The following is a 24,052-nucleotide window of genomic DNA, read 5'->3' on the forward strand; positions in this document are numbered from 1 at the left end:
AAACTTGAAATACAGGTATGGTGCGCATAGCGCTATTGTGAAGCCATTCAACCCGCCAAGGAGAAACGCGTCATGGCCAAGGCCAAGAACAGCAGCAAACCAGAAGCCGGAAAGAAGAAGCTGGCTACCGCAGCAGCCGTCACCAAGACGGAGATCGGCAAGAAGAAGCTGGCAGCCGCCGCGCCCTCAGCCCCAGGTGTTGATATCGGGATCAAGGACTCGGATCGCAAGAAGGTGGCGGACGGTCTGTCGCACTTCCTCGCCGACTCCTACACGCTGTACCTGAAGACCCACAACTTCCACTGGAACGTCACCGGGTCGATGTTCAACTCGCTGCACAACATGTTCATGGACCAGTACACCGAGCAGTGGAACGCCCTGGACGAGATCGCCGAACGCATCCGCGCCCTGGGCTTCAATGCGCCGGGCTCGTACCGCGAGTTTGCCGCATTGACCTCGATTCCCGAGGAGCCGGGCCTGAATGACAGCGCCGACTGGCGCGAGATGGTACGCCAGTTGGTGGTCGGCAACGAAGCGGTGTGCCGGACCGCGCGCAAGGTGCTGGACCAGGCCGATGACGCCGACGACGCCCCCAGCGAGGACCTGCTGACCCAGCGCCTGCAGATCCATGAGAAGTACGCCTGGATGCTGCGCTCTTTGCTGCAGTAAAGCCGTAGGGCTTCGCACCTCCGGTTCTTCCACGCTTGCGTGAACGGAAGCCTGGCCCCTGCTTCATCTGCCGGCCAGATCCCCGGCCTTCGGCGCGCCCGAGATGGATCGCGGCACTGCCCTGTAGTGCCGAGCCATGCTCGGCATGGGCTTTCCCGGTGAGGCCTCTGCCGAGCATGGCTCGGCACTACAGGTGCTTGGCCGGGAAGGCCCCTGCCGAGCATGGCTCGGCACTACAGGGCTTCGCTGTAAACCTGAAACAGGCGCGGCTTCGTCGCCGACGCTTCATCGAGCATTCGAAGCGGGCCGCCTGCGGGTAAACTAGCGCAATGCCCCAGAGTCCCGCGCAACAACTGCTCTCCAGCGTTTTCGGTTACGACAGTTTCCGCGGCGACCAGCAGGCCATCGTCGAGCACGTTGCCAGCGGCAACGATGCCCTGGTGTTGATGCCGACCGGCGGCGGCAAATCACTGTGCTACCAGATCCCGGCCCTGCTGCGCGACGGCTGCGGCATCGTCATCTCGCCACTGATCGCCTTGATGCAGGACCAGGTGGAGGCGCTGCATCAGGTCGGTGTCCGCGCCGAGTTCCTCAATTCCACCCTGGATGCCGAAACCGCAGCGCGAGTCGAACGCGAGCTGTTGGCCGGCGAACTGAAACTGCTCTACGTCGCACCGGAACGCCTGCTGACCGGGCGCTTCCTGTCGCTGCTGAGCCGCGCGCATATCTCGCTGTTCGCCATCGATGAAGCCCACTGCGTATCGCAATGGGGCCATGATTTCCGCCCCGAGTACCGGCAACTGACGGTTCTGCATGAGCGCTGGCCGCAGGTGCCGCGGATTGCCTTGACCGCCACCGCCGATCCGCCGACCCAGCGCGAGATCGCCGAGCGCCTGGACCTGTCCACCGCCCAGCATTTCGTCAGTTCCTTCGACCGCCCCAACATCCGCTACACCGTCGTGCAGAAGGACAATGCCAAGCGCCAGCTGCTGGCCTTCCTGCGCAACCACCGCGACGAGGCCGGCATCGTCTATTGCATGTCACGGCGCAAGGTCGAGGAGACCGCGCAGTTCCTGTGCGACGAAGGCATGCAGGCCCTGCCCTACCACGCCGGCATGCCCGCCGAAGTGCGCGCCGCCAACCAGCGCCGTTTCCTGCGTGAGGACGGCATCGTGATGTGCGCGACGATTGCCTTCGGCATGGGCATCGACAAGCCGGACGTGCGCTTCGTCGCCCATACCGACCTGCCCAAGTCGATGGAAGGCTATTATCAGGAAACCGGTCGCGCCGGCCGCGACGGCGAGGCCGCCGAGGCCTGGCTGTGCTACGGCCTGGGCGACGTGGTGCTGCTCAAGCAGATGATCGAGCAGTCCGAAGCCGGCGAGGAGCGCAAGCAGCTGGAGCGCGCCAAGCTCGACCACCTGCTCGGCTACTGCGAATCCATGCAATGCCGTCGCCAGGTGCTGTTGGCCGGCTTTGGCGAAACCTATCCCAAGCCCTGCGGCAACTGCGATAACTGCCTCACCCCGCCCGCCGCCTGGGATGCGACCATTCCGGCACAGAAGGCCCTGAGCTGCGTCTACCGCAGTGGCCAGCGGTTTGGCGTCGGCCATCTGATCGACATCCTGCGCGGCAGCGAAAACGATCGCATACGCCAGCTCGGCCACGACAAGCTCAGCACCTACGCCATCGGCAATGACCTGGATGCGCGCGCCTGGCGCGGCGTGTTCCGGCAACTGGTCGCCGCCAGCCTGCTTGAAGTGGATCCGGAGAGCCACGGCGGCCTGCGCCTGACCGATGCCAGCCGCGATGTGCTCACCGGCCGCCGGCAGATGATGATGCGCCGCGACGCTGCACCAACCCGCGAACGCGAGCGCAGCGGCCTTCGCACCGGGCTGCCGGTGCAGGCCGCCGATCTGTCACTGTTCCAGGCCTTGCGGGGGTTGCGTGCTGAACTGGCTCGCGAGCAGAACGTGCCGGCTTTCGTGATCTTCCACGACAGCACCCTGCGCAACATCGCCGAACAGCGCCCGACCAGCGTCGACGCGCTGGGCAAGGTTGGCGGTATTGGCGGCAGCAAGCTGGCCCGTTACGGTCAGCGTCTGGTCGAGATCGTGCGCGAACAGGGTTGAGCCGCACCCGGCCCTCAAGCCACTAATGCCCCTGCAGGTTCTGCTCGGCAAGCAGCAATAGTCCCTCCACCTTGCGGCGGTCGACCGAGCCAGCCACCTGCAGGCGCTCCATCAGCACCTGCACGCGCTGCAGCTCCTGCCTGGCCAGCTGCGCATGCCCCAGCTGCAACAGTGATTCCGCCAACGCCAGACCTGCTGCAGCTACCGCAGCGCTTTCCTTGCCCTGCTTGGCCACGGCAAATTCCAATGCACTCCTGCGCAGCGCCAGCGCGTGCGCGCCCTCACCCATGCGTCCGGCCAGATCCGCACGAATGCTCAGCAGCCTCAACTGCAGGTCCGCCGATACCGGCGAACGCATCGCTTCCAGCAGCCGCCGCGCCTGCGCCAGTTCGCCGTTGCGCACATGCCAGTCGATCCGGTTCAAATGCGCTTCCACGCGGCCCGGCGCATCCTCCGGCAGGCTCTGCGTCAGTCCCTTGTCAGCATGCAGCAGCATGGCACCGGCCTCCCCCATCCGCCCCTGCCGCATCAGCAGCACGCCCAGCCCACTCTCCGCCCGCAGGCTGGTGGGCGAGTCAGCACCCAGCTTCTGCGTGCGGATCTGCAAGGCCTGCCGATACAGATCTTCGGCGGCGCTGAACTCGCCGCGCAGTTCCTTCAAGGATGCATAGTTGAACAGGCCCATCGAATACTCGACCGAATCCGCACCATCCAGCCGCGCGCTCAATGCATTGCGCTTTTCGTAGTACGGCTCCGCCGCCACATAATTACCGGAGTCCCGGTACAGATCGGCCAGGCCATCATATTGCTGGCGCACGAAACTGCTCTCGGCACCATACAGCTCCAGCGCGTGCTGCATGCCCGACTGCAGCAACGGCAATGCCTGTGCATAGCGGCCCTGCTCGCGGAAAATCTGTGCCAGCCGCATTTCCGCTGCCAATGCCAGCGAGGTACGCCGGCCGTGCAGGCTTGCAAGCATCTGCCGGAACTCGCGCTCCGCTGATTGCTGGCGGCCCCAGCGCAGGTACATCAAGCCCTTGTTGTAGGACAGCTCACTTACTTCGGTCGCAACGTCCGTATCGGTCGCATCCTGATAAAGGGCCACCGCGCTGTTATACGCGGCCTCGCCAAGATCGAAATGCTGCTGGTTCACCAGCGCCAGGCCCTTGGCGTTGTAGAGACGCGCCTGTATCACTGGCGGGCCCTTGCGCCCGATCAGATCCAGGCCCTGCGCCGCCAGCTGCGCGCCCAGTTCACCGTCGCCATCCATGGTTTTCTGCACGGATAGATCCGCCAGCACATTGGCCGCATCCAAGGGGCGCGCCACGCGCGGGTCCATGAAACCGCCATAGGCCTGCTGCAGCAAGGTGTCGGCCTGATGCGAGGCACCAGCGTTCTGGTAGGCAACGCCCAGTACCGCACGCATCCGCGCCAGCTGCGCCGGGGCATCGGCAAGGTCGCGCGCGACCTGCAGCGATGCCTTGTCGAGCAGCTGCCGCGACGTCAGTTGCTCGGCGCCACGCTCGGTACGCAGGAACGGATCGGCGGTCTCGAACATGCCAACCATGAAATTACTGACCTGCTGAGCGACGACCGCCTCTTCCTGCGCCTGCCGCCGGGTCTGCCACAAGCCCACCACGAACACCGCGAGCAAAGCGCTGACACCGGCTGCGATCGCAGCACCCTGCCAATTGCGGCGCAGCGCCTTGCCCAGCTGGTACAGGCGACCACCGTTGCGGGCAACCACCGGCTGCAGTTCCTGATAGCGCCGCAGGTCGGCCATCAGGGCTTCCACCGAGCGATAGCGCTGGCTGGTGTCACTGGCGCAGGCACGCGCAGCAATGGCATCCAGGTCGCCGCGCAGTCGCCGCCGCCAAGGCAGATCGGCCGGCGCACTCGCACTTGCTGTCGGCACGGCGTCGCCAGCGTTCTCGGCTTCGCGCGTGCAGGCGCGTGTGGACAGCATCTCCACCAGCATCACACCAAGACTGTAGACATCGCTGGCTGCGCCAACGTTGTGCCCGGCAATCAGTTCCGGGCTGGCATAGGCGGGCGTGCAATAGCCGGAATCGCGTTTGTCGCGTGCTTCGTTGAGCAGCTGCGCCAGACCAAAATCCAGCAGTACCGGCTGGCCATTGGCCTGCACCAGCACGTTGCGAGGTTTCAGGTCACAGTGCAGCACCAACTGCTCGTGCGCGGACTGCACGATGGTGCAGATCTCCAGGAATAGGCTCAGCCGCTCCGGCAACCCCAACGCCTGCTCGCTACACCAGTCATCAAGCGGCACCCCATCGATGTATTCCATCACCAGGTAAGGATGGCCATCGGGCGTGGTACCGCCGTCATAGAGGCGCGCCACATTGGCCAACTGCAGATCGGCGAGTACCTGCCGCTCACTGCCAAGCAGTTCGACTTCGGTGGCACCCGGCATGCCGTGCAGCAGCTTGATGGCGACGGTGCGTTGATAGAGGCCGTCGGCGCGTTCGGCCTTGAAAACTGTGCCCATGCCGCCCTGCGCGATGCGCTCGGTCAGCCGCCACGGGCCGAGCCGTTCGCCCACGCCGAACTCCGGTGCCAACGCCCGTGCCAGCGCCGTGTCCAGGCGATTGCTGACCCGGCTCAGGCCTACCGTCTGCGAACGCAGCAGCTGCAGCACTTCCTCGCGCACGGCAGGATCGGCACTGCCTTCGGCTACGGCCTGCGGCCATTGCTCGCGCGGCAACTCGCTTAGCGCATCGAACAGCGCACGCACCTGCCGCCAACGTTCACCGCCCACTAGTGCCCCCTGGCCATCAGTGCTCAGCGCAATTGCCGGTTCAACCAGGCCCGCGCGAAACGCAGGTCACGGTCGACCGTGGGTGCGGATACATCCAGCACCAAGGCGATCTCATCGCGGCTCATGCCGCCGAAGTAGGTCAGCTCGATGGTGCTCGCCGCGCGCGGCTCCAGCTCGGCCAGTTGATTCAGGGCCTGGTGCAGCGCCAGTACGTCATAGCCGATGCCGGCTTCATCCGGCACCTGGTCGGCGTGTGAAAGGGTCAGCTGCTCGGCATTGCCGCCGCGCTTGTCCGCGGCGCGTGCGCGCAGATGATCCACCAGCACCGAGCGCATCTTCAGCGCGGCAATGGCAACGAAGTGGGCGCGATCCTTGTAATCGGCTTCCGCGCCCAGCAGGCGCATTAGCGACTCGTTGACCAGCGCCGCCGGCTGCAAGGTGCCATTGGTCTGCTGTGACAGGCGATTGCGGGCAATCAGCATCAGGTCCGAATACAGGGCCTCGAACAGATGCTCGCGTGCATCCATGTCGCCTTGTTGCCAGCGGTGCAGTAATTGCGTGATCTGCTTGCTCAACCCTGTCCCCAATGACTGGATGCCAGCAACGGCAACCAACGGTGCGCTGGCCATATTAGGACCAGTTCCCATCAGATCCAACCACGATGACTGCAACTGTTCGTTCGGGGTGGAGCTGCGACTCGACTCTTGCCGTCGCGAATGCCATTCAAAAGCCGCCTGCAAACAGCGATAACGGTCACAACGCATGCGCTGCGTGGATCACACCGAAGCCTGCTGGCGCAAGCCCCCAAACCCGCTGCGTCCGCGCCGCCTCGACCCAGTCACGACAGCCCGTAGACACAGTACTGATGGCCGTTGACAACATTTCCACGGCATCGGAATCTGCGCCACTTCGCGCCCGAAAAGCGCTTGATCGGCGGATTCTATGCAGCAGGGAGTAATGCAGGGCATGTGGAGAAGGAGCGTTTTGATCGGCACAGTGTTGTCAGCGGGGATGCTGGCAGCCACGGCACAGGCACAGGTATTCGATCCCGGTGCACACAAGGGGCCACAACAGGGGACGCAGAACGAAGTCGCGGTGCTCGGCACCATGCACATGGCCAGTCTGCCGGCAAGCTTTGACCCCGCGTCGCTCGATGCCTTGATCGACCGGCTGGCGTCGTGGCACCCGCAGGCGATCGCCGTCGAGTCGGTATCAGGACAGCAATGCGACATGCTGCGACGCTACCCTGGCCGTTACAGATTGACGGTGAACGATTACTGCCCCGACCTGTCGGCCGCAGCGAAGGCAACCGGGCTGGACGTGCCCGCCGCGTACGCGGCAGCGGAAGCGCTGTTGGCAAACTGGCCAGCACAGCCAAGCGCGGCCCAGCGCCGCGAACTCGCCGCCAAGTTCCTCGCTGCGGGTGAGCGTGATTCGGCACTGGTCCAATGGCTGTACCTGCCTGCGCCGGAGCGGCATGCAGAGGGCGGCTTGAACCAGGAACTGGTGGACGCACTGGAAGTACTGCGCAGCAGTCGCAATGAAAACACGCTGATCGCCGCGAAACTGGCGGTGCGGCTGGGACATCAGCGGCTCTGGCCAACCGACGACCACAGCGCGGATCAGTACGGCCCCAACCCCAAGGCCTATGTGGCAGCAGTCCGCAAGGCATGGGACAACCCGGCATCCAAGCAACGCAGCGCGCAGTACAGCGACCTGGGCGCACAGTTCGACACGCCAGAGAACGTGCTGGCGACCTACCGGCGTGACAACGGCGCGGACGTCGCCCCAGCCGCCTTCGCAAGTGATTACGGCGCCGCGCTGGAAGAGCCCTCGCCAGAAGGCTACGGGCGCATGTATGTCACGTCCTGGGAAACCCGCAACCTGCGCATGGCGGCCAACATCCGTGACCTGATGGGGGCAAGGCCAGGCATGCGCACGCTGGTGCTGGTCGGCGCCTCGCACAAGGCCTACCTGGATGCCTATCTCAAGCAGATGCACGATGTACGCATCGTCGACGTCCAGCAGACCCTGCTGAAGTAACACGTCAGGGCCGCGGCGAAAGCCGCGGCCTGCGCCATCGGTAGCCCGGGCAAGCGCAGCGCACCCGGGGCTTCCCGAGAACAAGCTTCAATACCGCTGGATTCCAGTCTCCCGAATGCGCTTCGCTTACGCGGCCCAGGTTTGAGCCGCCAATTCGGGCCCTCGCGGAGCGGTCGCTTTCTTCGGGGCAACAAAAAAGGCTTCGGATCACTCCGAAGCCTTTGCAATGCTGGTGGGCCGTGATGGATTCGAACCATCGACCAAAAGATTAAAAGTCTTCTGCTCTACCGACTGAGCTAACGGCCCAAACAAAGACCCGGCCGTGGCCGGGGCGCGTATTCTAACGCAATAAACGCAAAAACAACATCACGCGTAATGGGTTGGATCCGGCAAGCCTGCTGCGCTGAAGCCATCGGCGCGCAGCTGGCAGGCATCGCAATGGCCACAGGCCTTGCCGTCCATGTCGGCCTGGTAGCAGGACACGGTCAAGCCGAAGTCCACGCCCAGGCGCTGCCCTTCCAGTGCGATCTGTGCCTTGCTCAGGTACTGCAGCGGCGCGTGCACTCGGATGCCAGCACCTTCCACGCCGGCCTTGGTGGCGAGATTGGCCAAGGCCTCGAAGGCGGCAATGAATTCCGGGCGGCAGTCCGGGTAGCCTGAATAATCGACCGCGTTGACGCCGCAGAAGATGTCGTTGGCACCCAGCACCTCGGCCCAGCCCAGCGCCAGTGACAGCATGATGGTGTTGCGCGCCGGCACGTAAGTGACCGGAATGCCGTCACCCTCACCTGCTTCGGGCACATTGATATCGTCGGTCAGCGCGGAGCCGCCGATGCTGCGCAGGTCGACCGCGACCACTTTGTGCCCGGCCACGCCCAGGGCGGCGGCCACGCGTGCGGCCGCTTCCAGTTCGGAGGTGTGGCGCTGGCCATAGCGCACGCTCATGGCATGCACTTCGAAACCCTGTTCCTGGGCGATGGCGACGACGGCGGCTGAGTCCATGCCGCCGGAAAGAAGCACGACTGCTTTCTTTTTCATGGTGATGATCCGGTTGGGAGAGGAAAGCCAGCACGCTGTCCCGCGCCGGGGTAAACGATTGAAGCGGGCGACGCGGGCTCAATAACCCGGTGCGTCGTCCCACAGCAATTTGTGCAGCTGCATCTGGAAGCGCACCGGCAGACGATCGGCGACGATCCAGTCTGCCAGTTGGCGTGGCGTCACCTGTGATTTGCTGGGCGAGAACAACACCATGCAGCGCTCCGGCAGGCGGTGCTCGCTGAGCATGGACTTGGCCCACTCGTAGTCGCCGCGGCTGCAGATAACGAACTTGAGCTGGTCGCGCGCGCTCAGCAGCGGGATGTTCTCCAGCCGGTTGCGCGCCATTTCCGCCGAATCCGGGGTCTTCAGGTCGACCACCCGTGATACGCGCGGGTCGACCTCGGCGATATCCAGCGCGCCCGAGGTCTCCAGCGAGACATCCAGGCCCGCGTCGCACAGCTTCTTCAGCAGGATCAGGCAACGCTTCTGCGCCAGCGGCTCACCACCGGTGACGCAGACATGGCGCACGCCCTGCTTCAGCACTTCGGCAACGATATCGTCGATATCCCACCAGTCACCGCCGTGGAAGGCATACGCGGTATCGCAGTACTGGCAACGCAGCGGGCAGCCGGTCAGGCGCACGAACACGGTCGGCCAGCCGGCGGTATCGGCTTCGCCCTGCAGGGACAGGAAGATTTCAGTGATCTTCAGTCGCGGCAACGGCGACTGCACGATCTCGCTGGGAACAGCGGCGCTCGGAGAGTTCATATTCAATGGCCGCACCATCGGTGCGGCACCACATCAACGCAGTTGCTGGCCGAGCCGGATCGACTGCAGTCGGTCCTGGGCGGTACGGGCCGCATCACTGCCGGGAAAACGGGAAACAACCTCTTCCAGGGTTTTCTGCGCCTGGGCGCTGTTGCCTTCACCGAACTGCGACAGGCCAAGCTTCAGCAAACCGCCGGCAGCCTTGTCGTGGGTGGGATAGCGGGCAACCAGATCGCTGAACTGTGCCTCAGCCATCTTGAAATTACGGGTCGCGTAAAAGCTCTCACCCAGCCAATACAAGGCATTAGGGGTGTAAGCCGCATTCGGGTACAGCTCGAGGAAGCTCTGGAACAACTGCGCCGAGTCGGCATAGTTGCCAGCCTTCAACGCGTCGAACGCCACATTGTAGGCCGCGCGCTCGTCTCCGGCCGAGGCCAGAGTTCCGGCATCGCCACGTACCGTCGGCGGACGTTCGGCAGCAGCCGCTGTCGGCTTTGTGGCCGCAGCGGCGGGCGTCGCCGCGCCAGTGGCCGGAGCAACCGGTGCACCTGCACCGCCTTCAAGGCGATTGAGGCGACCGTCCAGGTCCAGATACTGATCGCGACTCTGCTGCTTCAGCTGTTCTTTCTCGTGCTGAAGCTGCTCGATCGTGCTCTGCAACGCCTGCACTTCCGTGCGCAGCTGCTGCAGCTGATTGAGCATGTCGGTATTGGCCTGACTGTTGTTGACCTGCGTTTCCAGCACGCCAACCCGGTCAGCCAAACTTGCACGCTGTGCATACGCGGGCGCGGCAGCCACCAGGGCTGCCGCGACCACCAGCATCAGTTTGAGGCTGATGCGCATCGATTACTGCGCGGTGTAGACGATTTCGACGCGACGGTTCTGCGACCAGCAGGACTCGTTCGAATCGGTGCAGACCGGACGCTCTTCGCCGTAGGACACGACGGTCAGCTGCGAAGCCGAACCACCGTTGGCCTGCAGGGCCGAGTTCACGCCGTTGCCACGACGCTCGCCCAGGGCCTGGTTGTAAGCGCGGCTGCCGCGTTCGTCGGTGTTGCCCTGCAGGGTGATACGCGAGGACGGACGGTCACGCAGGTACTTGGCGTGGCAAGCCATGATGGCCTGGAACTCCGGCTTCACGGTGTCCTGGTCCAGGTCGAAGTAAACAACGCGCTGACGCAGGCAGGCGTCGGTGTCCAGGTCGCCCGGGCCGTACAGGCCGGAGGTGGACGGGCCGGTCGGCTGGGTGGTCGAACCGGTATCAACCGGCGGCTGCGCCGGCTGTTCCTTCACCTTCTTCGAGCAGCCAGCAAGCGCGGCGACCGACAGCAGCGAAACGAGCAAAACACGAGTTGACTTGTTCATGGCTATACCTAGTGGCTCCTGGCCAATGTTGGGATTAATGCGGGGAAAGATTAACATTTTATCAACGCGCGGTGCGGTACGGACCCCATGCCGGTTCGCGCACATCGCCATCAGCCAGCACCAGGCGCTGACGCACCCGTCCATCGGCCGACACTTCATACAACACCCCACGCCCACCTTCACGAGCGGCGTACAGCACCATGCTCGCATTGGGCGCAAAACTCGGCGATTCGTCCAGCGAGCCCGGCGACAGCGTGCTCCAGCGCGGGGAACCCAGGCTGCTGTCCATCATCGCGATCTTGTAGCTGCTGCCGGCACCCTGCGCAACGGCGATCTTCTTGCCGTCGAAGGATACGCTGGCCTTGGCATTGTAGTTGCCCTGGAAGGTCACCCGGCTGGCGCTGCCACCGGTGGACGCCACCTGGTAGATCTGCGGGCGGCCGCCGCGATCGGAGGTGAAGTACACCGAGCTGCCATCGGCGGACCAGGTCGGCTCGGTGTCGATGCCGAAGTGGTTGGTCAGCTGGGTCAGCTGCTTGCTGCCCAGGTCCATCACGTAGATTTCCGGGTTGCCACTGCGCGACAGGGCCAGCGCCAGGCGGCGGCCGTCCGGCGAGAACGACGGCGCACTGTTGATGCCGCGGAAGCTGGTCAGCAGCTCACGGCCACCGGTGGCGATGTCCTGCACATAGATGGAGGAGTTGCCGCGCTCGAAGCTGACGTAGGCGAGCTTGCGGCCGTCCGGGCTCCAGCTCGGCGACAGCAGTGGCTCGGCCGAGCGCACGATGGTCTGCGGGCTGTAGCCATCGGAATCGGCCACCATCAGCGCGTAGCGCATGTTGGCGCCGCTGCCGCTGGCAGTGATGTAGGCGATGCGGGTCCAGAAGGCACCGCGCACACCGGTGATCTTCTCGTAGATGGCATCGGCCATCTGGTGGGCGACGTCACGCATGGCGCTGGAACGGGCGGTCATCGCCAAGCCGAGCATACGCTCGCCCTTGGCCACGTCGAACAGTTCGTATTCCACGCGGTAGGCGCCGGCACCGGCGTCCTGTACCCGGCCGACAACCAGGAAATCCTGCTTCAGCGCGCGCCAGGTCGGGTATTGCACTTCGCTGCCGCGGCTCGGGCGCTCAACGATCTGCGCTTCGGGCAGGTTGCGGAACTGGCCGGAACGGTCCAGGTCGGCACGCACCACGGCGGCCACGTCGGTCTGTGGGGCACCGGCCGAGCCCTGGTAGGCCATCGGCACTACCGCGATCGGGGTTGCCGAGGCGTTGCCACCAGTGATTTCAATTTCCAAAGCGCCCTGCTGTGCCGCAGCCGCGAACGGCAACAACAGAACAGTAAGGGCGACCAGCCAGCGTGACAGATTCTTCATGAGGCGCTCAGCAGTACGAGTGAAGATGAAAGAGGGATAGCAGCAGACAGATGAACATTTTCGCAATCGTGAACGAAAGTCATGTGAAATCCACTGGTTACCGCCCCCGATATTAAATTTCCAATGAAACCAGTTGCATGCCTGAAGCGGCCAGCACTCAATCCTGAGCGGTGAATGTAAACAACAGTTCGCGCCGGAACACCGTTTCGTAACCCCGGAACGGCAGCGGCTGTGCCCTCAGCACGGCACGCTCGATTGAATCCTGCGCTGCCGCGTCCATCGCGCAACCCGGCTGCACCTCGGCGCTGGCCACACCGCCACCTGGCAACTGCTTGATCAGGATCCTGCAACGGGTGCCGTTGGGGACATTGTCAGGCCGGGTCCACTGCGCAACCACCGCCTGCTGGATCGCAGCAGCATATTTGGCGGTGAGGTCGTTGCTGGTGCCGCCCTGCCCCGGCGACGGCGTGCTCGGACCGCTGCTACCGCTGCTGGTCGCCGTTGCCTGCGCACGGGCGCGCGCGTCGGCCACCTGGCGCAGACGCTGCTCGGCCAATTTGGCTTCGCGCTCGGCCTGCTCGCGCTTGCGGCGGATCTCGGCGATCTTCTGCTGGCGCTCCTGCTCGGCCTGGGCCTCACTGGCCTGGCGCTGCTGGTCGGCGAGCTTCTTGCGGTCGGCCTCTTCCTGCTGCTTGGCCAGGCGCAGTTTCTGCTCGGCCTCTTCCACGCGCTTGCGCTCGGTCAGGTCGATCTGCTCCTGGCGACGCTTGGCTTCCTGCTCCTGCCTGGCCTTTTCCTGCGAGATGGCCAGCGCACTCACCCGCTCCTGGTCCACATTGTCCGGCTGGGCAATGCGCTCCTGGGCGTTGTGCTGCTGCGGGGTCGGGGCGTCCTGCGGCCTGGGCTCGGGGATGGGCTGCGGCGGCGGCACGGTGTCTTCCGGCACCGGCTCGGGCTGGGCTTCTTCCACCGGCTCGGGCAGATCCGGCAATTTTTCCGAGGCACGCAGGGCCTGCCGCGCGGCCGAGGCTTCGGCGGCGGACAGCTGCATGTTGGCCTCAAGCGCCGGATCACCAGCGGCAGCCTCGGTGCTGCGCGAAGGCGACCATACCCAGGCAATGATGAAGATAGCCGCCACCAACAGATGTACCAGCAGGGCCAATACGACCGGCAGGCCCCACTCGTTGCGGTTGTCGTGCGGCGGTGGCAGTGCGTCAGCGTGCATCGGTCGCCAGACCCACCTTTTCGATCTTCGCGGCCTTGATCACGTCCATGGCGTCCATGACCTTTTCATAGGCCACGCTCTTGTCGGCAGCCACGATCACGCGAAGTTCCTTGTCCTGCGAGGCCAAGGCGCTCAACTGCGCCTGCAGCGCGGCAGCGTCCATGGCTTGCGGGTCCTTGGCTTCGGGCAGTTTCAGGCTCATCTGGCCGTCGGCACGGACCGAGACCACGATCGGGTCCTGCTTGCTCTCCAACGCCTTGGCGGTGGAACTGGGCAGGTCGACCTCGAAACTGAGGGTCAGCAGCGGCGCGGTCACCATGAAGATGATCAGCAGCACGAGCATGACGTCGATATACGGCACGACGTTGATCTCGGACTTGAGCTTGCGGCGCTTGCGGCGGGGAATGGCGGCGGTCATAGATGGGCTCCTGCGGTCAGAGGAAGGCGCTGGCGCACTTACTCTTCGCTGCCGCTCTGCTGGCGCTGCAGGATGGAGCTGAACTCCTCGGCGAAGGTCTCATAGCGCACCGACAGCCGCTCGACGCGGGTGGTGAAGCGGTTATAGGCCCACACCGCCGGAATGGCCACGAACAGGCCGATCGCGGTGGCGAACAGGGCTTCGGAGATACCCGGTGCAACCGAGGCGATACCGGCCTGCTCACCGCTGCTGATCATGTCGTGCATGGTCACCATGATGCCGAACACGGTGCCGACCAGACCCACGTAGGGCGCGGTGGAACCGATATTGGCCAGCAGTTCCAGGTTGCGTTCCAGCCCATCCACTTCGCGGGCGTAGGTGGTACGCATGGCGCGCTGTGCGCCTTCCAGCTGGGTGCGGCCATCAAAGGCGCGCCGGCCCTGCAGGCGCGAATACTCGCGGAAACCGGCTTCGAAAATGGCTTCCAGGCCATCAACCTGGCGGTTGCGGTCGGTGGCCGAGGAATACAGCTTGCCAAGGTCAGCACCGGACCAGAAGCGGTTCTCGAACTCGCTGGCCTCGTTGTCGGCGGCCTTGAACACACGGGCCTTGCGGAAAATGATCACCCAGCTGATGAACGAACCTGCCAGCAACAGCAGCACGATCAGCTTGACCGGGATACTGGCCTTGATCATCAGGTCCAAATAGTTGATGCCGCCGCCATGGCTGGCCTGCGCCACGGTCTGCGCGGCGGCGGCGCTGACGTCGGCCGGCAGGACCTCGGTCACGGTGGCCTGCAGGGCCAGAAGCAAAGCGATCATCCGATCTTCCTCAGTGTTGCTTAAGCGGGTTGTGTTTGAAGGGGTTTCAGTACTGCGTAAAGCGTGTCATCCAGCGCCTGCGGACGGAAGTCGCGGGCACCGACGGCGGCAAGGCGGACCTGTGCCGTCGCCAGCACCTGGTCCTCGCGCATCACCGCCTGCGCCATCAGCAGGCTGGCCCGCCGGCACTGCAGCAGTTCCACCGTGGTGGTCAGCGCATCGTCCAGCTTGGCCGGCTTCAGGAAATTCAGGTTCATGGCACGGACCACGAATACCTGGCCGTCACCGCAACGCATGGCTTCCTGACCATAGCCGAGGGCGCGCATCCATTCGGTCCTTGCCCTCTCCATGAAGGCCACGTAGCGGGCGTGGTACACCACGCCGCCAGCGTCGGTATCTTCCCAGTAAATGCGTGTCGGCCAACTGAACCGAGACTCATTCGTCATCGCGCTGCTCCGCGAACAGGTCCACCGGAGCCGGTGCAGCCTTGGGTTTGAGGCCCAGATGGCGGTAAGCCTTGCTGGTGGCCATGCGCCCGCGGGCGGTGCGCACCAGGAAGCCCTGCTGGATCAGGAAGGGCTCAACCACGTCTTCCAGGGTGCCGCGCTCCTCGGAAAGGGCCGCCGCCATCGATTCGACCCCGACCGGGCCGCCATCGAAATATTCCACCAGGGTTCGCAGCATGCGCCGATCGAGCTCATCGAAGCCTTCCGGATCGACCTTGAGCATCTGCATCGCCGCCTGCGCCACCGTCTGGTCGATATGCCCACCGGCCTTGACCTGCGCGTAATCGCGCACGCGCCGCAGCAGCCGGTTGGCGATACGCGGGGTGCCGCGCGAGCGGCGGGCGATCTCGCCGGCGCCTTCGGCACTGCAATCGATGCCAAGGATGGCCGCGGAACGCCGCACGATGCGGGTCAGTTCATCGGCCGAATAGAACTCCAGCCGCTGCACGATGCCGAAGCGGTCGCGCAGCGGCGCGGTCAGCAGGCCGGCACGGGTGGTGGCGCCAATCAGGGTGAACGGCGGCAGATCGAGCTTGATCGAGCGCGCGGCCGGGCCGTCGCCGATCATGATGTCGATCTGGAAGTCTTCCATCGCCGGGTACAGCACTTCCTCGACCACCGGCGAGAGGCGGTGGATTTCGTCGATGAACAAGACGTCATGCGGCTGCAGATTGGTCAGCAGCGCGGCCAGATCACCGGCTTTTTCGATCACCGGGCCGGAGGTGACACGCAGCGCCACGCCCAGCTCGTTGGCGATGACGTGGCTCAACGTGGTCTTGCCCAGCCCGGGCGGGCCGAAGATCAGCACATGATCCAGCGCCTCGCGGCGTGCCTTGGCGGCCTGGATATAGATATCCATCTGCTCACGCACCGGTGCCTGGCCGAGGTAATCGGCCAGGGTGCGCGGGCGGATGCTGGCGTCGGCGGCGTCGTCCTCGCGGGTCGCGCCGGCGCCGATGATGCGGTCGTCAGTCATTTCTCAATTATGCGCCAAGCGCGTCGCATCCGATCAGATTTCCACCTGCGCGCCCAGCTCCACCAGCCGGTTGCCCGGAATGCGGAAGAAGCCGGTAGCCGGTGCCGCGTTGCGGTGCATGAAGGCGAACAGCTTGTCGCGCCAGATCGGCATGCCACGGTTGGCGCTGGCCACGATGGTCTCGCGGCTGGCGAAGAAGGTGGTATCCATCGGGTCGAAATAGATGCCGCCGTGGTCGCAGGAGCGCATCAGCGCCAGCGGGATGTCCGGGGTTTCCATGAAGCCATAGCGGACATAGACGCGGTAGAACTCATCGCCCACCGAATCGATGCGCAGGCGCTGGCCGTCGGCCGCGTACGGCATCGGCAGGGTTTCCACGTGCAGGAACACATTGCGCTCGTGCAGCACCTTGTTGTGCTTGAGGTTGTGCATCAACGCATGCGGAACCACGGTCGGGTCGGCAGTCAGGAACACCGCCGTACCCGGCACCCGCACCGGCGGTGCCAGCATCAGGCCCGGCAGGAAGGTGTCCAGGCGGATACCGTCCTTGCGGATCTCATCCCGCAGCAGCTCGCGGCCACGCCGCCAGGTGCGCATCATCGTGAACAGCACCAGGCCCAGCACCAGCGGGAACCAGGCGCCCTGCAGCAGCTTGGCGCCATTGGCGATCACGAAGCCCAGGTCGATGAAGAGGAACACCACGCACAAGGCGATGATGGCGTGGCGCGCACGCGGCCACAGCACCCGCGCCACCAGTGCCAGCAACAAGGTATCGATCAGCATCGTGCCCGAGACCGAGATGCCATAGGCCACGGCCAGGTTGCTGGAGCTGCGGAAGGCCAGCACCAGCCCGAATACCATCACTGCCAAGCCCCAGTTGATACCCGGGATGTAGATCTGGCCGATGGTGTCGTGCGAGGTATGCAGGATGCGCATGCGCGGGATGTAACCCAGCTGCATGGCCTGGCGCGACACCGAGAACGCACCGGTGATCACCGACTGGCTGGCAATGACCGCCGCCGCCGTCGCCAGCAGGATCATCGGGATCAACGCCCAGCCCGGCACCGCCTCGAAGAACGGATTGGCCACCGCATCCGGACGCTGCAACACCAGCGCGCCCTGCCCCAGGTAGTTGAGCACCAGGCACGGCAGCACGAAGAAATACCAGGCATGGCGGATCGGCGGCGCACCAAAGTGGCCCATGTCCGCATACAGCGCCTCGCCACCGGTTACCGCCAGCACCACCGCGCCGAGGATGAAGACACCGTGCCAGCCATGCTCCATGAAGAAGCGTGCCGCCCACAGCGGGTTGAAGGCCTTGAGCACCTCCGGTGCGGCAATCACGTTCCAGATGCCGATCGCGGCCAGCGACAGGAACCAGATTGTCATCACCGGGCCAAACACCTTGCCTACCTTCTCGGTACCAAAGCGCTGCGCGGCGAACACCGCAGCCAGCACCACCAGGGTGATAGGCACGACGAAATGGCTCAGGCCCGGCGCCGCGACCTCCAGGCCTTCGACTGCGCCCAGCACCGAAATTGCGGGCGTGATCACGCCGTCACCGAAGAACAGCGAAGCACCGAAAATGCCGAGAATGCCGACCACATAGGCTGATCGCGAGCCGTTGCGCAGGGTGCGCTGGGCCAACGCCATCAAGGCCATGATGCCGCCCTCGCCGTCATTGTCGGCGCGCATGATGATGGTCACGTACTTGAGCGTGACCACCATGTTCAAGGCCCAGAACGCCAGCGACAGCACGCCGAGTACGGTGTCGTGGTCGCTGTTGAGGCCGTAGTGCGGCGAGAACGCCTCCTTCAGGGTGTACAGCGGGCTGGTGCCGATATCGCCGAACACCACGCCGATGGCACCGACGACCAGCGCCATGCCGCCGGCGGCACCGCCGTGACCGTGGCCATGGCCTTGAGTTGAAGATTCAGACGTGGAGGAAGCGTGGGACATGGCGATCTCGGGTTGGCGTCATGCTGCCGAAGGGGTTAACGCAGCGCTGCCTGCAGCGCTTTACGGATGACCGTGGCGACATCATCGCCCTCGGCACCGGCATCGCGCGCCATCTTGGCGGCCTCCGCCGGTTTATAGCCCAGTTGCTGCAACGCCACTGTCGCCTCGGACACCGCATCGGCGCCCAACTGGCCAGCAATCGGGGCGCCGCCACCGGTGAAATTGGCCGCACGGTCACGCAGCTCGACCACCATGCGCTCTGCAGTCTTCTTGCCTATACCCGGGATCCGGGTCAGCGCGGTGACATCGCCGGTCTGGATCAGCCGCGCGAACTCGTCGACGCTGGCCCCGGACAACACCGCCAGCGCGATCTTGGCGCCGATGCCCGAGACCTTCTGCACGTCGCGGAACAGCCGCCGTTCGCCCTCGCGCAGGAAGCCATAAAGCGAGACGCTGTCTTCCTTCTGCGCGTAATGGGTGAACAGGATCACCTCGCGACCGACATCGGGCAGGTCGTAGAAGGTGCTCATCGGCGCCTCCAGCTCATAACCGACGCCATTGACGTCAATCACCAGCCACGGCGGGGCCTTGTAGGCGAGGATGCCGCGCAGGCGACCGATCATGCGAAATACCTCATTTCCGACTCCAAGCCTGGCGCACATCCACTCCCAGCCGGTTGGCCGTGGCGCGGACATGCGCATGCGTAATGGCCACCGCCAGTGCGTCGGCGGCATCTGCCTGTAATTTGCCCTGCAGGTTCAGCATCAAACCCACCATATGCTGCACCTGCTGCTTTTCCGCGCCGCCGCGGCCGACCACGGCCAGCTTGATCTCGGTGGCGGCGTATTCGCTGACCTGCAGGTCGCGCATCACCACCGCACACACTGCCGCGCCACGCGCCTGACCCAGCTTCAGCGCCGAATCGGCATTCTTGGCCATGAACACCTTCTCGATCGCCACTTCCTGCGGCTGGAACTCCTCGATCAAGGCGTGCAGCCCGTGCGCCAGCAGCCGCAGACGCTGCGGGAAATCCGCCGCCCCCAGCAGCACCAAAGGCGCATGGTGGACGTGGCGGGCACGGCCATTGGCGTCGATGTCGATGATGCCGACGCCGGTGCGTTGCGAGCCGGGATCAATGCCAAGGATGCGGGTCATGCTGCCTCTATCAGTAAAAAACGGCGCCCAGCATGGCCGGACGCCGTCTCACCCGGTGGGACCGGGCGGATCGTCAGACCCGCTCCAGGCCTGCCTGGTCGACGTTGGAATACACGTCCTGCACATCGTCCAGGTCTTCGAGCATGTCCAGCAGCTTCTTCACCTGCACGGCGGTGTCGGCATCGACGGCGACGTCGTTGTCGGCCCGGAAAGTGATCTCGCTGTGGTCCGGCACCAACTTGGCGGCGGCCATCGCGTCCTTCACCGCCTGGAAGGCTTCCGGTGCGGTGATGACGTCGATCGAACCGTCTTCTGGATAGACCGCGATATCGTCGGCACCTGCCTCGATCGCCGCCTCGGTGATGGCTTCCTCATCTGCACCGGGGGCATAACTCAGCACACCCAGCCGCTTGAACATGAACGACACCGAGCCTTCGGTGCCCATGTTGCCGCCGCACTTGCTGAAGGCATGGCGTACGTCGGCCACGGTACGCACGCGGTTGTCGGTCAGGCAGTCGACGATCACGGCGATGCCGCCCGGGGCGTAGCCCTCGTAGCGCACTTCCTCGTACTCCACGCCTTCCAGCTCACCGGTGGCCTTCTTGATCGCGCGCTCGATGACATCCTTGGTCATGTTCGCAGCCAGGCCCTTGTCCATCGCCACGCGCAGACGCGGGTTGTTGTTTGGGTCGCCTCCACCACCGCGGGCAGCAACGCTGATCTCCCGGATGATTTTGGTGAAAATCTTGCCGCGCTTCGCGTCATTCGCGTTTTTGCGACCTTCGATGGAAGGACCTCGACCCATGGGAATACCGTACATCTGTCAGGAACAGGACGGTAATTCTACCTGATCCCCTGCCCCGGCCCCGTCATTGGCCGCTGACGGCAGCTGCCGGCGCAAACCGACCCCGGCGCAGGAAGCCTGCAGTCAGCGTGGCCACCTCGGGCGACAACACCAGCCCGCTATGGCTGACCGGCACCACGCAATGGTCAGCCAAGCCCGGCAGGCGCGTTTCGGCCAGGCCCACGGTGCCATCGGATTCGCCATCCAGCGCTCCCATCATCGCGCCCAGCCCATGCGCCACCGAACCTGCGATCAGGCCAACCTCGGCCTGCCCCTGCCAATCGGGCAAACCATGCAGCAGCAGGTCGCCGCTGCGCCCCAAGGCCGCCAACCAGCCATGTTCGGCCAATGAGCGGGCGGTGCCACTGCCGCGCAGCGGTGAACCGAGGCAGACCACGCGCGGCACTTCCAGCTCCGGCGCCCGCCGCAATGCCTCCAAAGCGACCAGACCGCCCAGGCTGTGCCCGACCAGGGATACCGGGCCGTGCGCGCGCAGACGCCGCACCAGCTGTGGCACCGCCTGCTCCGGACCACCGAACACGCTGGCGTAACCAAACGTATCCACCACGAAGCCCTGCGTGCGCAGGCGCCACGCCAGCGGCAGCAGCCAGGAGCGGGTGTTCCAGATGCCGTGCAGGATCAAGACACGGGGGCGCGGGGAGTTCTGCAATGCCATGCGCGCAGTTTCCGCCATCCGCCTTGCCCGCCACAACGGCTGGCGACAACGCCTTTAGTCGAAGTTGTAATCCAGCTGCACGGCCAACTGCCGCCCCATCGCGCTGTAGACCTCGTCGTAGTAGTACGGGAATTCGACATTGCTGCTGTCACGCGGCGGCGCGGAATCGAACAGATTGCTGATGAACAGTGTCACCGTTGCGCGCTCGCTCACGCGCTTGCCCAGATTGGCATTCCACAGCCACAACGGGTCGATCCAACCTTGACCATCAACCCGCGCCAGGCGGCCATAGCGGGTGCCGGCCAGGTTCGCCGACCATCCTTCGCTTCCCTGCCAACCGAGACTGGTGCGGAGGTTGCTGCGGAAAGCGAGGTTCTCGCCCGATGCCCACTGCGCGTCTCGCCATTGGTCATGCAAGGTGCCCGGCGCACGGACCCGACGCTCGCCCCAGAACGTATGCGACCAGGCCGTGTGCAGGTTGAAGCCCCCGAACCGGCTAGTGCCACGCCAGTCGAGCACCGCGTCGACACCACGGATGCGTTGCTCGGACTGGTTGGCCGCCATCGACTCGACCATCAGGATCCGGCCACTACCGGTCGCGTCGCTACGCCGCACCCTTGATCGCGCAATGCGGCACTGCCACCCCTGCAGGTCCACTTCCGCGAGACTGCCATCCAGGCGCCGGCCGGTGAGACACTCGGCCTCATCGCGCAACAACTGCGCCGGCGAAATGCGCCCGATGCCGCCTTTATTGCGTATGTCCCAGTAATCCACGCTCATCGACAGCGCTTCACCCGCGTCCCACACCAGCCCCGCCGTGGTGGAGCTGCCGGTCTCCGCGTCCAGCTCGGGATTCCTGTATGTCCAGGTAAGGAACTCGGTGACATAGCCGTCACAGATCGGATTGGCGCGTGCATCCATGCAACGGGTGACATCCACCGCCGAACCGAAGCTGCCACCACCATCGGTGAAAACCCAATGCATGTCCGGCGCCTTGAAGCTGGTGGCATGGCTGGCACGCAGCAGCAGCCGCGAAGTCGGCCGCCATTCCAGGCCCGCATTCCAGGTGCGGGCAACATCGAGCTCGGTTACATCGTCGTAGTCATCAAACCGGCCAGCCAGGCTGAGCTTGAGCGTGGATGACAGCGGAATGCTCAACTCGGCACCTGCTGCGTAACGGTCACGCCGGCCACCACCGACACTGCCGGTCATGTTGTATGCCTCCATCCGCAGTGGCAACAGCGATGGGGTGTTCTGCAGCTGGTAACGCTGGCGACTGGCCTCCAGCACCGTGGCCATGCCGAGCGGGCCCGCAGGCAGATCAAAAAAACTGCCGGAAACCACGTAGGTGGCACTGTCCACCCGAGTCTGCGCGTCGTAATGCACGATGCCCGACATGGCCGCATATTCCTGCGGCGTGATCGGCCGGTACCAGTGCTGCAGGTCCAATGGCTGGATGGTGATGCCTTCATCGGTCATCCCCAGCGGCACGCCGAAGAAAAACGCGTTGACCTGGTCACCCAGCAGACGCCGCTGGTCGCGCTGCACCAGGTAATCCGAGCGGCCAGCGGTCAGGCTCCAATCCAAACGCTCGCCATACTGCCCGCGCAGGCCCAACGCCAGATCCCACATCCGCTCGCGGTAATGATCATTGGCAGCGCTGAGGCCACCGACTTCCTGCGGCGTCAGCAGCCGCCGCGGCGCGATGTAGCCCAATTGCGGATCGTAGATCTCATTCACCCTGCCTGTCGTGCGTGAGTGCGGTCCGGTGATCGTTTCCAGCCCAGGTGCCAATTCGCTGCGTGCCCGCCATGCCTGCAGCGCCGCCCATGCCTGCGTACCCGACGACAGACTCCACTCGGCCTGCAATTGTCCAGCCAGCTCCTGCACGCCATCCGCCAAAGAGGGATAGCCGGCGTTGCGCCATGTACCACAGCCCGCGCCCTGCATGCCGGCAACCGACGATGCGCTGCTGTAGTCCCAATCAACGAACTCCCCGCTCCAGCGCTGGCATACATCCGCCGGCAGCGGCAGCAGTGCACCGCTTTTCGCATCACGGCGCAGCAGGCCCAACCCCAGCTCCGGTTGTGCCGGCGCCGTGCCCACGCGCGGGCGTTGCAGGTCTCGCTGCGAACCCTGCAGCAGTTCCCGGTGCGAATACTGCAGGCCGTAACTCAGCCCCAAGGTATCGGTGCCGTATCCACCCAACCATTGCAGGTCTACCCGATCAGCACCGCCTTGCGTACTTGTACCCGTCCGCAACTTTACCTGCGAACCGCTGCGTGGCCGCTTCAACAGGATGTTGATCACCCCGCCGATTGCATCGGCCCCATAGATTGCCGACGCACCACCCGTCATCAACTCAACCCGGTCCACACTGCCCAAGGGAATGCTGCCAATGCTCTGGAAATTACTGCGCCCATTGGACGGAAACGGATAGTCCGGCACGCGCCGGCCATCGACCAGGATCAGCACCCGGCCAGGGCCCAGCCCACGCAGATTGAGGGGCTGCGCGTTGGCGGAAAAGCGCCCGAGCGCCGCTTGCGACTCGGCCCCGTAATCATTCATGCCATTGGTGGCCAGGGCTTCGGACAGAGTCATGTATCCATCGCGCTGCATCTGTTCGGCAGTGATGACGGTGACCGGCGCTGCACCTTCGAACTCACTGCGGCGTATGCGCGAGCCGGTGACCTGCAGTGATGGCAACGAGCTTTCCACCACAGGCATGACTCGCGCTCGTGCGGGGGCCGGCACTACGGCAGGCGGTGACGGCGTTGCTTCGACAATGGTGATGACGCCGCTGCCGGTGAGCCGATAGCTCAGACCGCTGCCTGCCAACAGCTGCTGCAGGGCTTGGGCGACGCTGTAGCGCCCGCTCAGGGCCGGTGCAGTCTTGCCATGCAGCATCTGCGGTGCCATCAGAATCTGCAGGCCGGAGCCCGTAGCCAGCGCGGCCAGCGCCTGTTGCAACGGCTGCCTTGGCTGCTCATAGCTGCGTGTCGCGGCACTGTCCTGTGCCCATCCGGGAACAGCCAGCAGCACAAGCAACAGCAACAGCCACGACCGGAACGTCCCGCCATGCCTGCTTCGCTGTGTCCTCCTGCCTGTGCTGGCGATCATCCCTTCTCCAGTGACATTACGGCTGGCACCACGCCCTCAAACCCCTGTACAGACGCAGCGCCGGCAAAATCCCTCATCTGGCAGAATCACTGGCACTGCCTCAAGCTGCGCGTGTCGCCTCAGACTGTCAACGCCTGCCAATGACCGCAGCCCTGCCGCCCGTTCAGCCACAACCCGACA

Annotated in this window: 21 protein-coding genes and 1 tRNA gene; 3 read left to right on the top strand and 19 right to left on the bottom strand. The window is 64.7% G+C overall.

The window, feature by feature from the left end; all coding sequences use genetic code 11:
• The first annotated feature begins 72 nt into the window (after positions 1-72).
• Positions 73-669: a Dps family protein gene (locus Q5Z11_RS15120; protein ID WP_405051612.1), complete on the top strand. Its 597-nt coding sequence runs from the start codon at positions 73-75 to the stop codon at positions 667-669.
• Positions 670-998: 329 nt separating this feature from the next.
• Positions 999-2,801 carry a DNA helicase RecQ gene (recQ, locus tag Q5Z11_RS15125; protein WP_303747157.1) on the top strand — a complete coding sequence of 601 codons (1,803 nt, stop codon included), beginning with the start codon at positions 999-1,001 and terminating at the stop codon, positions 2,799-2,801.
• Positions 2,802-2,823: 22 nt separating this feature from the next.
• Here recQ and Q5Z11_RS15130 read toward each other — a convergent pair whose 3' ends face one another.
• The gene (locus Q5Z11_RS15130; RefSeq protein ID WP_303747158.1) at positions 2,824-5,577 is read right to left on the bottom strand and encodes a serine/threonine-protein kinase; all 2,754 of its coding nucleotides are present in this window, start codon (positions 5,575-5,577) and stop codon (positions 2,824-2,826) included.
• Positions 5,578-5,600: 23 nt separating this feature from the next.
• The gene (locus tag Q5Z11_RS15135; protein WP_303747159.1) at positions 5,601-6,224 is read right to left on the bottom strand and encodes an ECF-type sigma factor; all 624 of its coding nucleotides are present in this window, start codon (positions 6,222-6,224) and stop codon (positions 5,601-5,603) included.
• 364 nt (positions 6,225-6,588) lie between these two features.
• Here Q5Z11_RS15135 and Q5Z11_RS15140 point away from each other — a divergent pair, with 364 nt between their 5' ends.
• The gene (locus Q5Z11_RS15140; protein WP_303747160.1) at positions 6,589-7,620 is read left to right on the top strand and encodes a DUF5694 domain-containing protein; all 1,032 of its coding nucleotides are present in this window, start codon (positions 6,589-6,591) and stop codon (positions 7,618-7,620) included.
• A gap of 230 nt (positions 7,621-7,850) precedes the next feature.
• Here the strand turns inward: Q5Z11_RS15140 and Q5Z11_RS15145 are convergent.
• The 17 genes from Q5Z11_RS15145 to Q5Z11_RS15225 form a co-directional block, all read right to left on the bottom strand.
• Positions 7,851-7,926, bottom strand: a tRNA-Lys gene (locus Q5Z11_RS15145).
• 60 nt (positions 7,927-7,986) lie between these two features.
• Positions 7,987-8,658 (bottom strand): 7-cyano-7-deazaguanine synthase QueC, encoded by a 672-nt coding sequence (queC, locus tag Q5Z11_RS15150; protein ID WP_303747161.1) that lies wholly within the window; start codon positions 8,656-8,658, stop codon positions 7,987-7,989.
• Between the two features lie 78 nt (positions 8,659-8,736).
• Positions 8,737-9,426: a 7-carboxy-7-deazaguanine synthase QueE gene (gene queE, locus Q5Z11_RS15155; RefSeq protein WP_303750063.1), complete on the bottom strand. Its 690-nt coding sequence runs from the start codon at positions 9,424-9,426 to the stop codon at positions 8,737-8,739.
• Between the two features lie 33 nt (positions 9,427-9,459).
• Positions 9,460-10,269, bottom strand: a complete 810-nt coding sequence (gene ybgF, locus Q5Z11_RS15160; protein WP_303747162.1) for a tol-pal system protein YbgF — start codon at positions 10,267-10,269, stop codon at positions 9,460-9,462.
• A gap of 3 nt (positions 10,270-10,272) precedes the next feature.
• A complete protein-coding gene (gene pal, locus Q5Z11_RS15165) occupies positions 10,273-10,791 on the bottom strand; it encodes a peptidoglycan-associated lipoprotein Pal (protein WP_293707791.1) in 519 nt (172 codons plus the stop codon).
• Positions 10,792-10,852: 61 nt separating this feature from the next.
• Positions 10,853-12,172, bottom strand: coding sequence for a Tol-Pal system beta propeller repeat protein TolB (tolB, locus tag Q5Z11_RS15170; protein ID WP_303747163.1), 1,320 nt, complete (start codon positions 12,170-12,172; stop codon positions 10,853-10,855).
• Positions 12,173-12,329: 157 nt separating this feature from the next.
• Positions 12,330-13,397: a cell envelope integrity protein TolA gene (tolA, locus tag Q5Z11_RS15175; protein WP_303747164.1), complete on the bottom strand. Its 1,068-nt coding sequence runs from the start codon at positions 13,395-13,397 to the stop codon at positions 12,330-12,332.
• A complete protein-coding gene (gene tolR, locus Q5Z11_RS15180) occupies positions 13,387-13,815 on the bottom strand; it encodes a protein TolR (protein ID WP_303747165.1) in 429 nt (142 codons plus the stop codon). The genes tolA and tolR overlap by 11 nt, the downstream gene beginning before the upstream one ends.
• A gap of 38 nt (positions 13,816-13,853) precedes the next feature.
• The gene (gene tolQ / locus Q5Z11_RS15185) at positions 13,854-14,636 is read right to left on the bottom strand and encodes a protein TolQ (protein WP_303747166.1); all 783 of its coding nucleotides are present in this window, start codon (positions 14,634-14,636) and stop codon (positions 13,854-13,856) included.
• Between the two features lie 20 nt (positions 14,637-14,656).
• Entirely contained in the window at positions 14,657-15,082 is a 426-nt protein-coding gene (ybgC, locus tag Q5Z11_RS15190; RefSeq protein WP_303747167.1) for a tol-pal system-associated acyl-CoA thioesterase, read from the bottom strand.
• On the bottom strand, positions 15,072-16,118 hold the full coding sequence (gene ruvB, locus Q5Z11_RS15195; protein WP_303747168.1) for a Holliday junction branch migration DNA helicase RuvB: 1,047 nt from the start codon (positions 16,116-16,118) through the stop codon (positions 15,072-15,074). The genes ybgC and ruvB overlap by 11 nt, the downstream gene beginning before the upstream one ends.
• 33 nt (positions 16,119-16,151) lie before the next feature.
• A complete protein-coding gene (locus tag Q5Z11_RS15200) occupies positions 16,152-18,077 on the bottom strand; it encodes a potassium transporter Kup (protein WP_303747169.1) in 1,926 nt (641 codons plus the stop codon).
• 35 nt (positions 18,078-18,112) lie between these two features.
• A complete protein-coding gene (gene ruvA, locus Q5Z11_RS15205) occupies positions 18,113-18,700 on the bottom strand; it encodes a Holliday junction branch migration protein RuvA (RefSeq protein ID WP_303747170.1) in 588 nt (195 codons plus the stop codon).
• A 10-nt stretch (positions 18,701-18,710) separates the two neighbouring features.
• Positions 18,711-19,232, bottom strand: a complete 522-nt coding sequence (ruvC, locus tag Q5Z11_RS15210) for a crossover junction endodeoxyribonuclease RuvC (RefSeq protein ID WP_303747171.1) — start codon at positions 19,230-19,232, stop codon at positions 18,711-18,713.
• Between the two features lie 73 nt (positions 19,233-19,305).
• Positions 19,306-20,037: a YebC/PmpR family DNA-binding transcriptional regulator gene (locus tag Q5Z11_RS15215; protein ID WP_303747172.1), complete on the bottom strand. Its 732-nt coding sequence runs from the start codon at positions 20,035-20,037 to the stop codon at positions 19,306-19,308.
• Between the two features lie 64 nt (positions 20,038-20,101).
• Positions 20,102-20,752 carry an esterase/lipase family protein gene (locus Q5Z11_RS15220; protein WP_303747173.1) on the bottom strand — a complete coding sequence of 217 codons (651 nt, stop codon included), beginning with the start codon at positions 20,750-20,752 and terminating at the stop codon, positions 20,102-20,104.
• 54 nt (positions 20,753-20,806) lie between these two features.
• Positions 20,807-23,806 (bottom strand): TonB-dependent receptor, encoded by a 3,000-nt coding sequence (locus Q5Z11_RS15225; RefSeq protein WP_303747174.1) that lies wholly within the window; start codon positions 23,804-23,806, stop codon positions 20,807-20,809.
• Between the last annotated feature and the right edge of the window lie 246 nt (positions 23,807-24,052).

This window comes from Stenotrophomonas sp. 610A2, from assembly GCF_030549615.1.
GTDB lineage: Bacteria > Pseudomonadota > Gammaproteobacteria > Xanthomonadales > Xanthomonadaceae > Stenotrophomonas > Stenotrophomonas pigmentata.

Coding starts and splice junctions, on each gene's coding strand:
- ruvC (WP_303747171.1), bottom strand. CDS start 19,232: ATGACCCGCATCCTTGGCATTGATCCCGGCTCGCAACGCACCGGCGTC.
- Q5Z11_RS15140 (WP_303747160.1), top strand. CDS start 6,589: ATGCTGGCAGCCACGGCACAGGCACAGGTATTCGATCCCGGTGCACAC.
- Q5Z11_RS15220 (WP_303747173.1), bottom strand. CDS start 20,752: ATGGCATTGCAGAACTCCCCGCGCCCCCGTGTCTTGATCCTGCACGGC.
- Q5Z11_RS15135 (WP_303747159.1), bottom strand. CDS start 6,224: ATGGGAACTGGTCCTAATATGGCCAGCGCACCGTTGGTTGCCGTTGCT.
- recQ (WP_303747157.1), top strand. CDS start 999: ATGCCCCAGAGTCCCGCGCAACAACTGCTCTCCAGCGTTTTCGGTTAC.
- ybgC (WP_303747167.1), bottom strand. CDS start 15,082: ATGACGAATGAGTCTCGGTTCAGTTGGCCGACACGCATTTACTGGGAA.
- tolQ (WP_303747166.1), bottom strand. CDS start 14,636: ATGATCGCTTTGCTTCTGGCCCTGCAGGCCACCGTGACCGAGGTCCTG.
- queE (WP_303750063.1), bottom strand. CDS start 9,426: ATGAACTCTCCGAGCGCCGCTGTTCCCAGCGAGATCGTGCAGTCGCCG.
- ruvB (WP_303747168.1), bottom strand. CDS start 16,118: ATGACTGACGACCGCATCATCGGCGCCGGCGCGACCCGCGAGGACGAC.
- tolB (WP_303747163.1), bottom strand. CDS start 12,172: ATGAAGAATCTGTCACGCTGGCTGGTCGCCCTTACTGTTCTGTTGTTG.
- queC (WP_303747161.1), bottom strand. CDS start 8,658: ATGAAAAAGAAAGCAGTCGTGCTTCTTTCCGGCGGCATGGACTCAGCC.
- Q5Z11_RS15215 (WP_303747172.1), bottom strand. CDS start 20,037: ATGGGTCGAGGTCCTTCCATCGAAGGTCGCAAAAACGCGAATGACGCG.
- Q5Z11_RS15200 (WP_303747169.1), bottom strand. CDS start 18,077: ATGTCCCACGCTTCCTCCACGTCTGAATCTTCAACTCAAGGCCATGGC.
- tolR (WP_303747165.1), bottom strand. CDS start 13,815: ATGACCGCCGCCATTCCCCGCCGCAAGCGCCGCAAGCTCAAGTCCGAG.
- pal (WP_293707791.1), bottom strand. CDS start 10,791: ATGAACAAGTCAACTCGTGTTTTGCTCGTTTCGCTGCTGTCGGTCGCC.
- ybgF (WP_303747162.1), bottom strand. CDS start 10,269: ATGCGCATCAGCCTCAAACTGATGCTGGTGGTCGCGGCAGCCCTGGTG.
- ruvA (WP_303747170.1), bottom strand. CDS start 18,700: ATGATCGGTCGCCTGCGCGGCATCCTCGCCTACAAGGCCCCGCCGTGG.
- tolA (WP_303747164.1), bottom strand. CDS start 13,397: ATGCACGCTGACGCACTGCCACCGCCGCACGACAACCGCAACGAGTGG.
- Q5Z11_RS15120 (WP_405051612.1), top strand. CDS start 73: ATGGCCAAGGCCAAGAACAGCAGCAAACCAGAAGCCGGAAAGAAGAAG.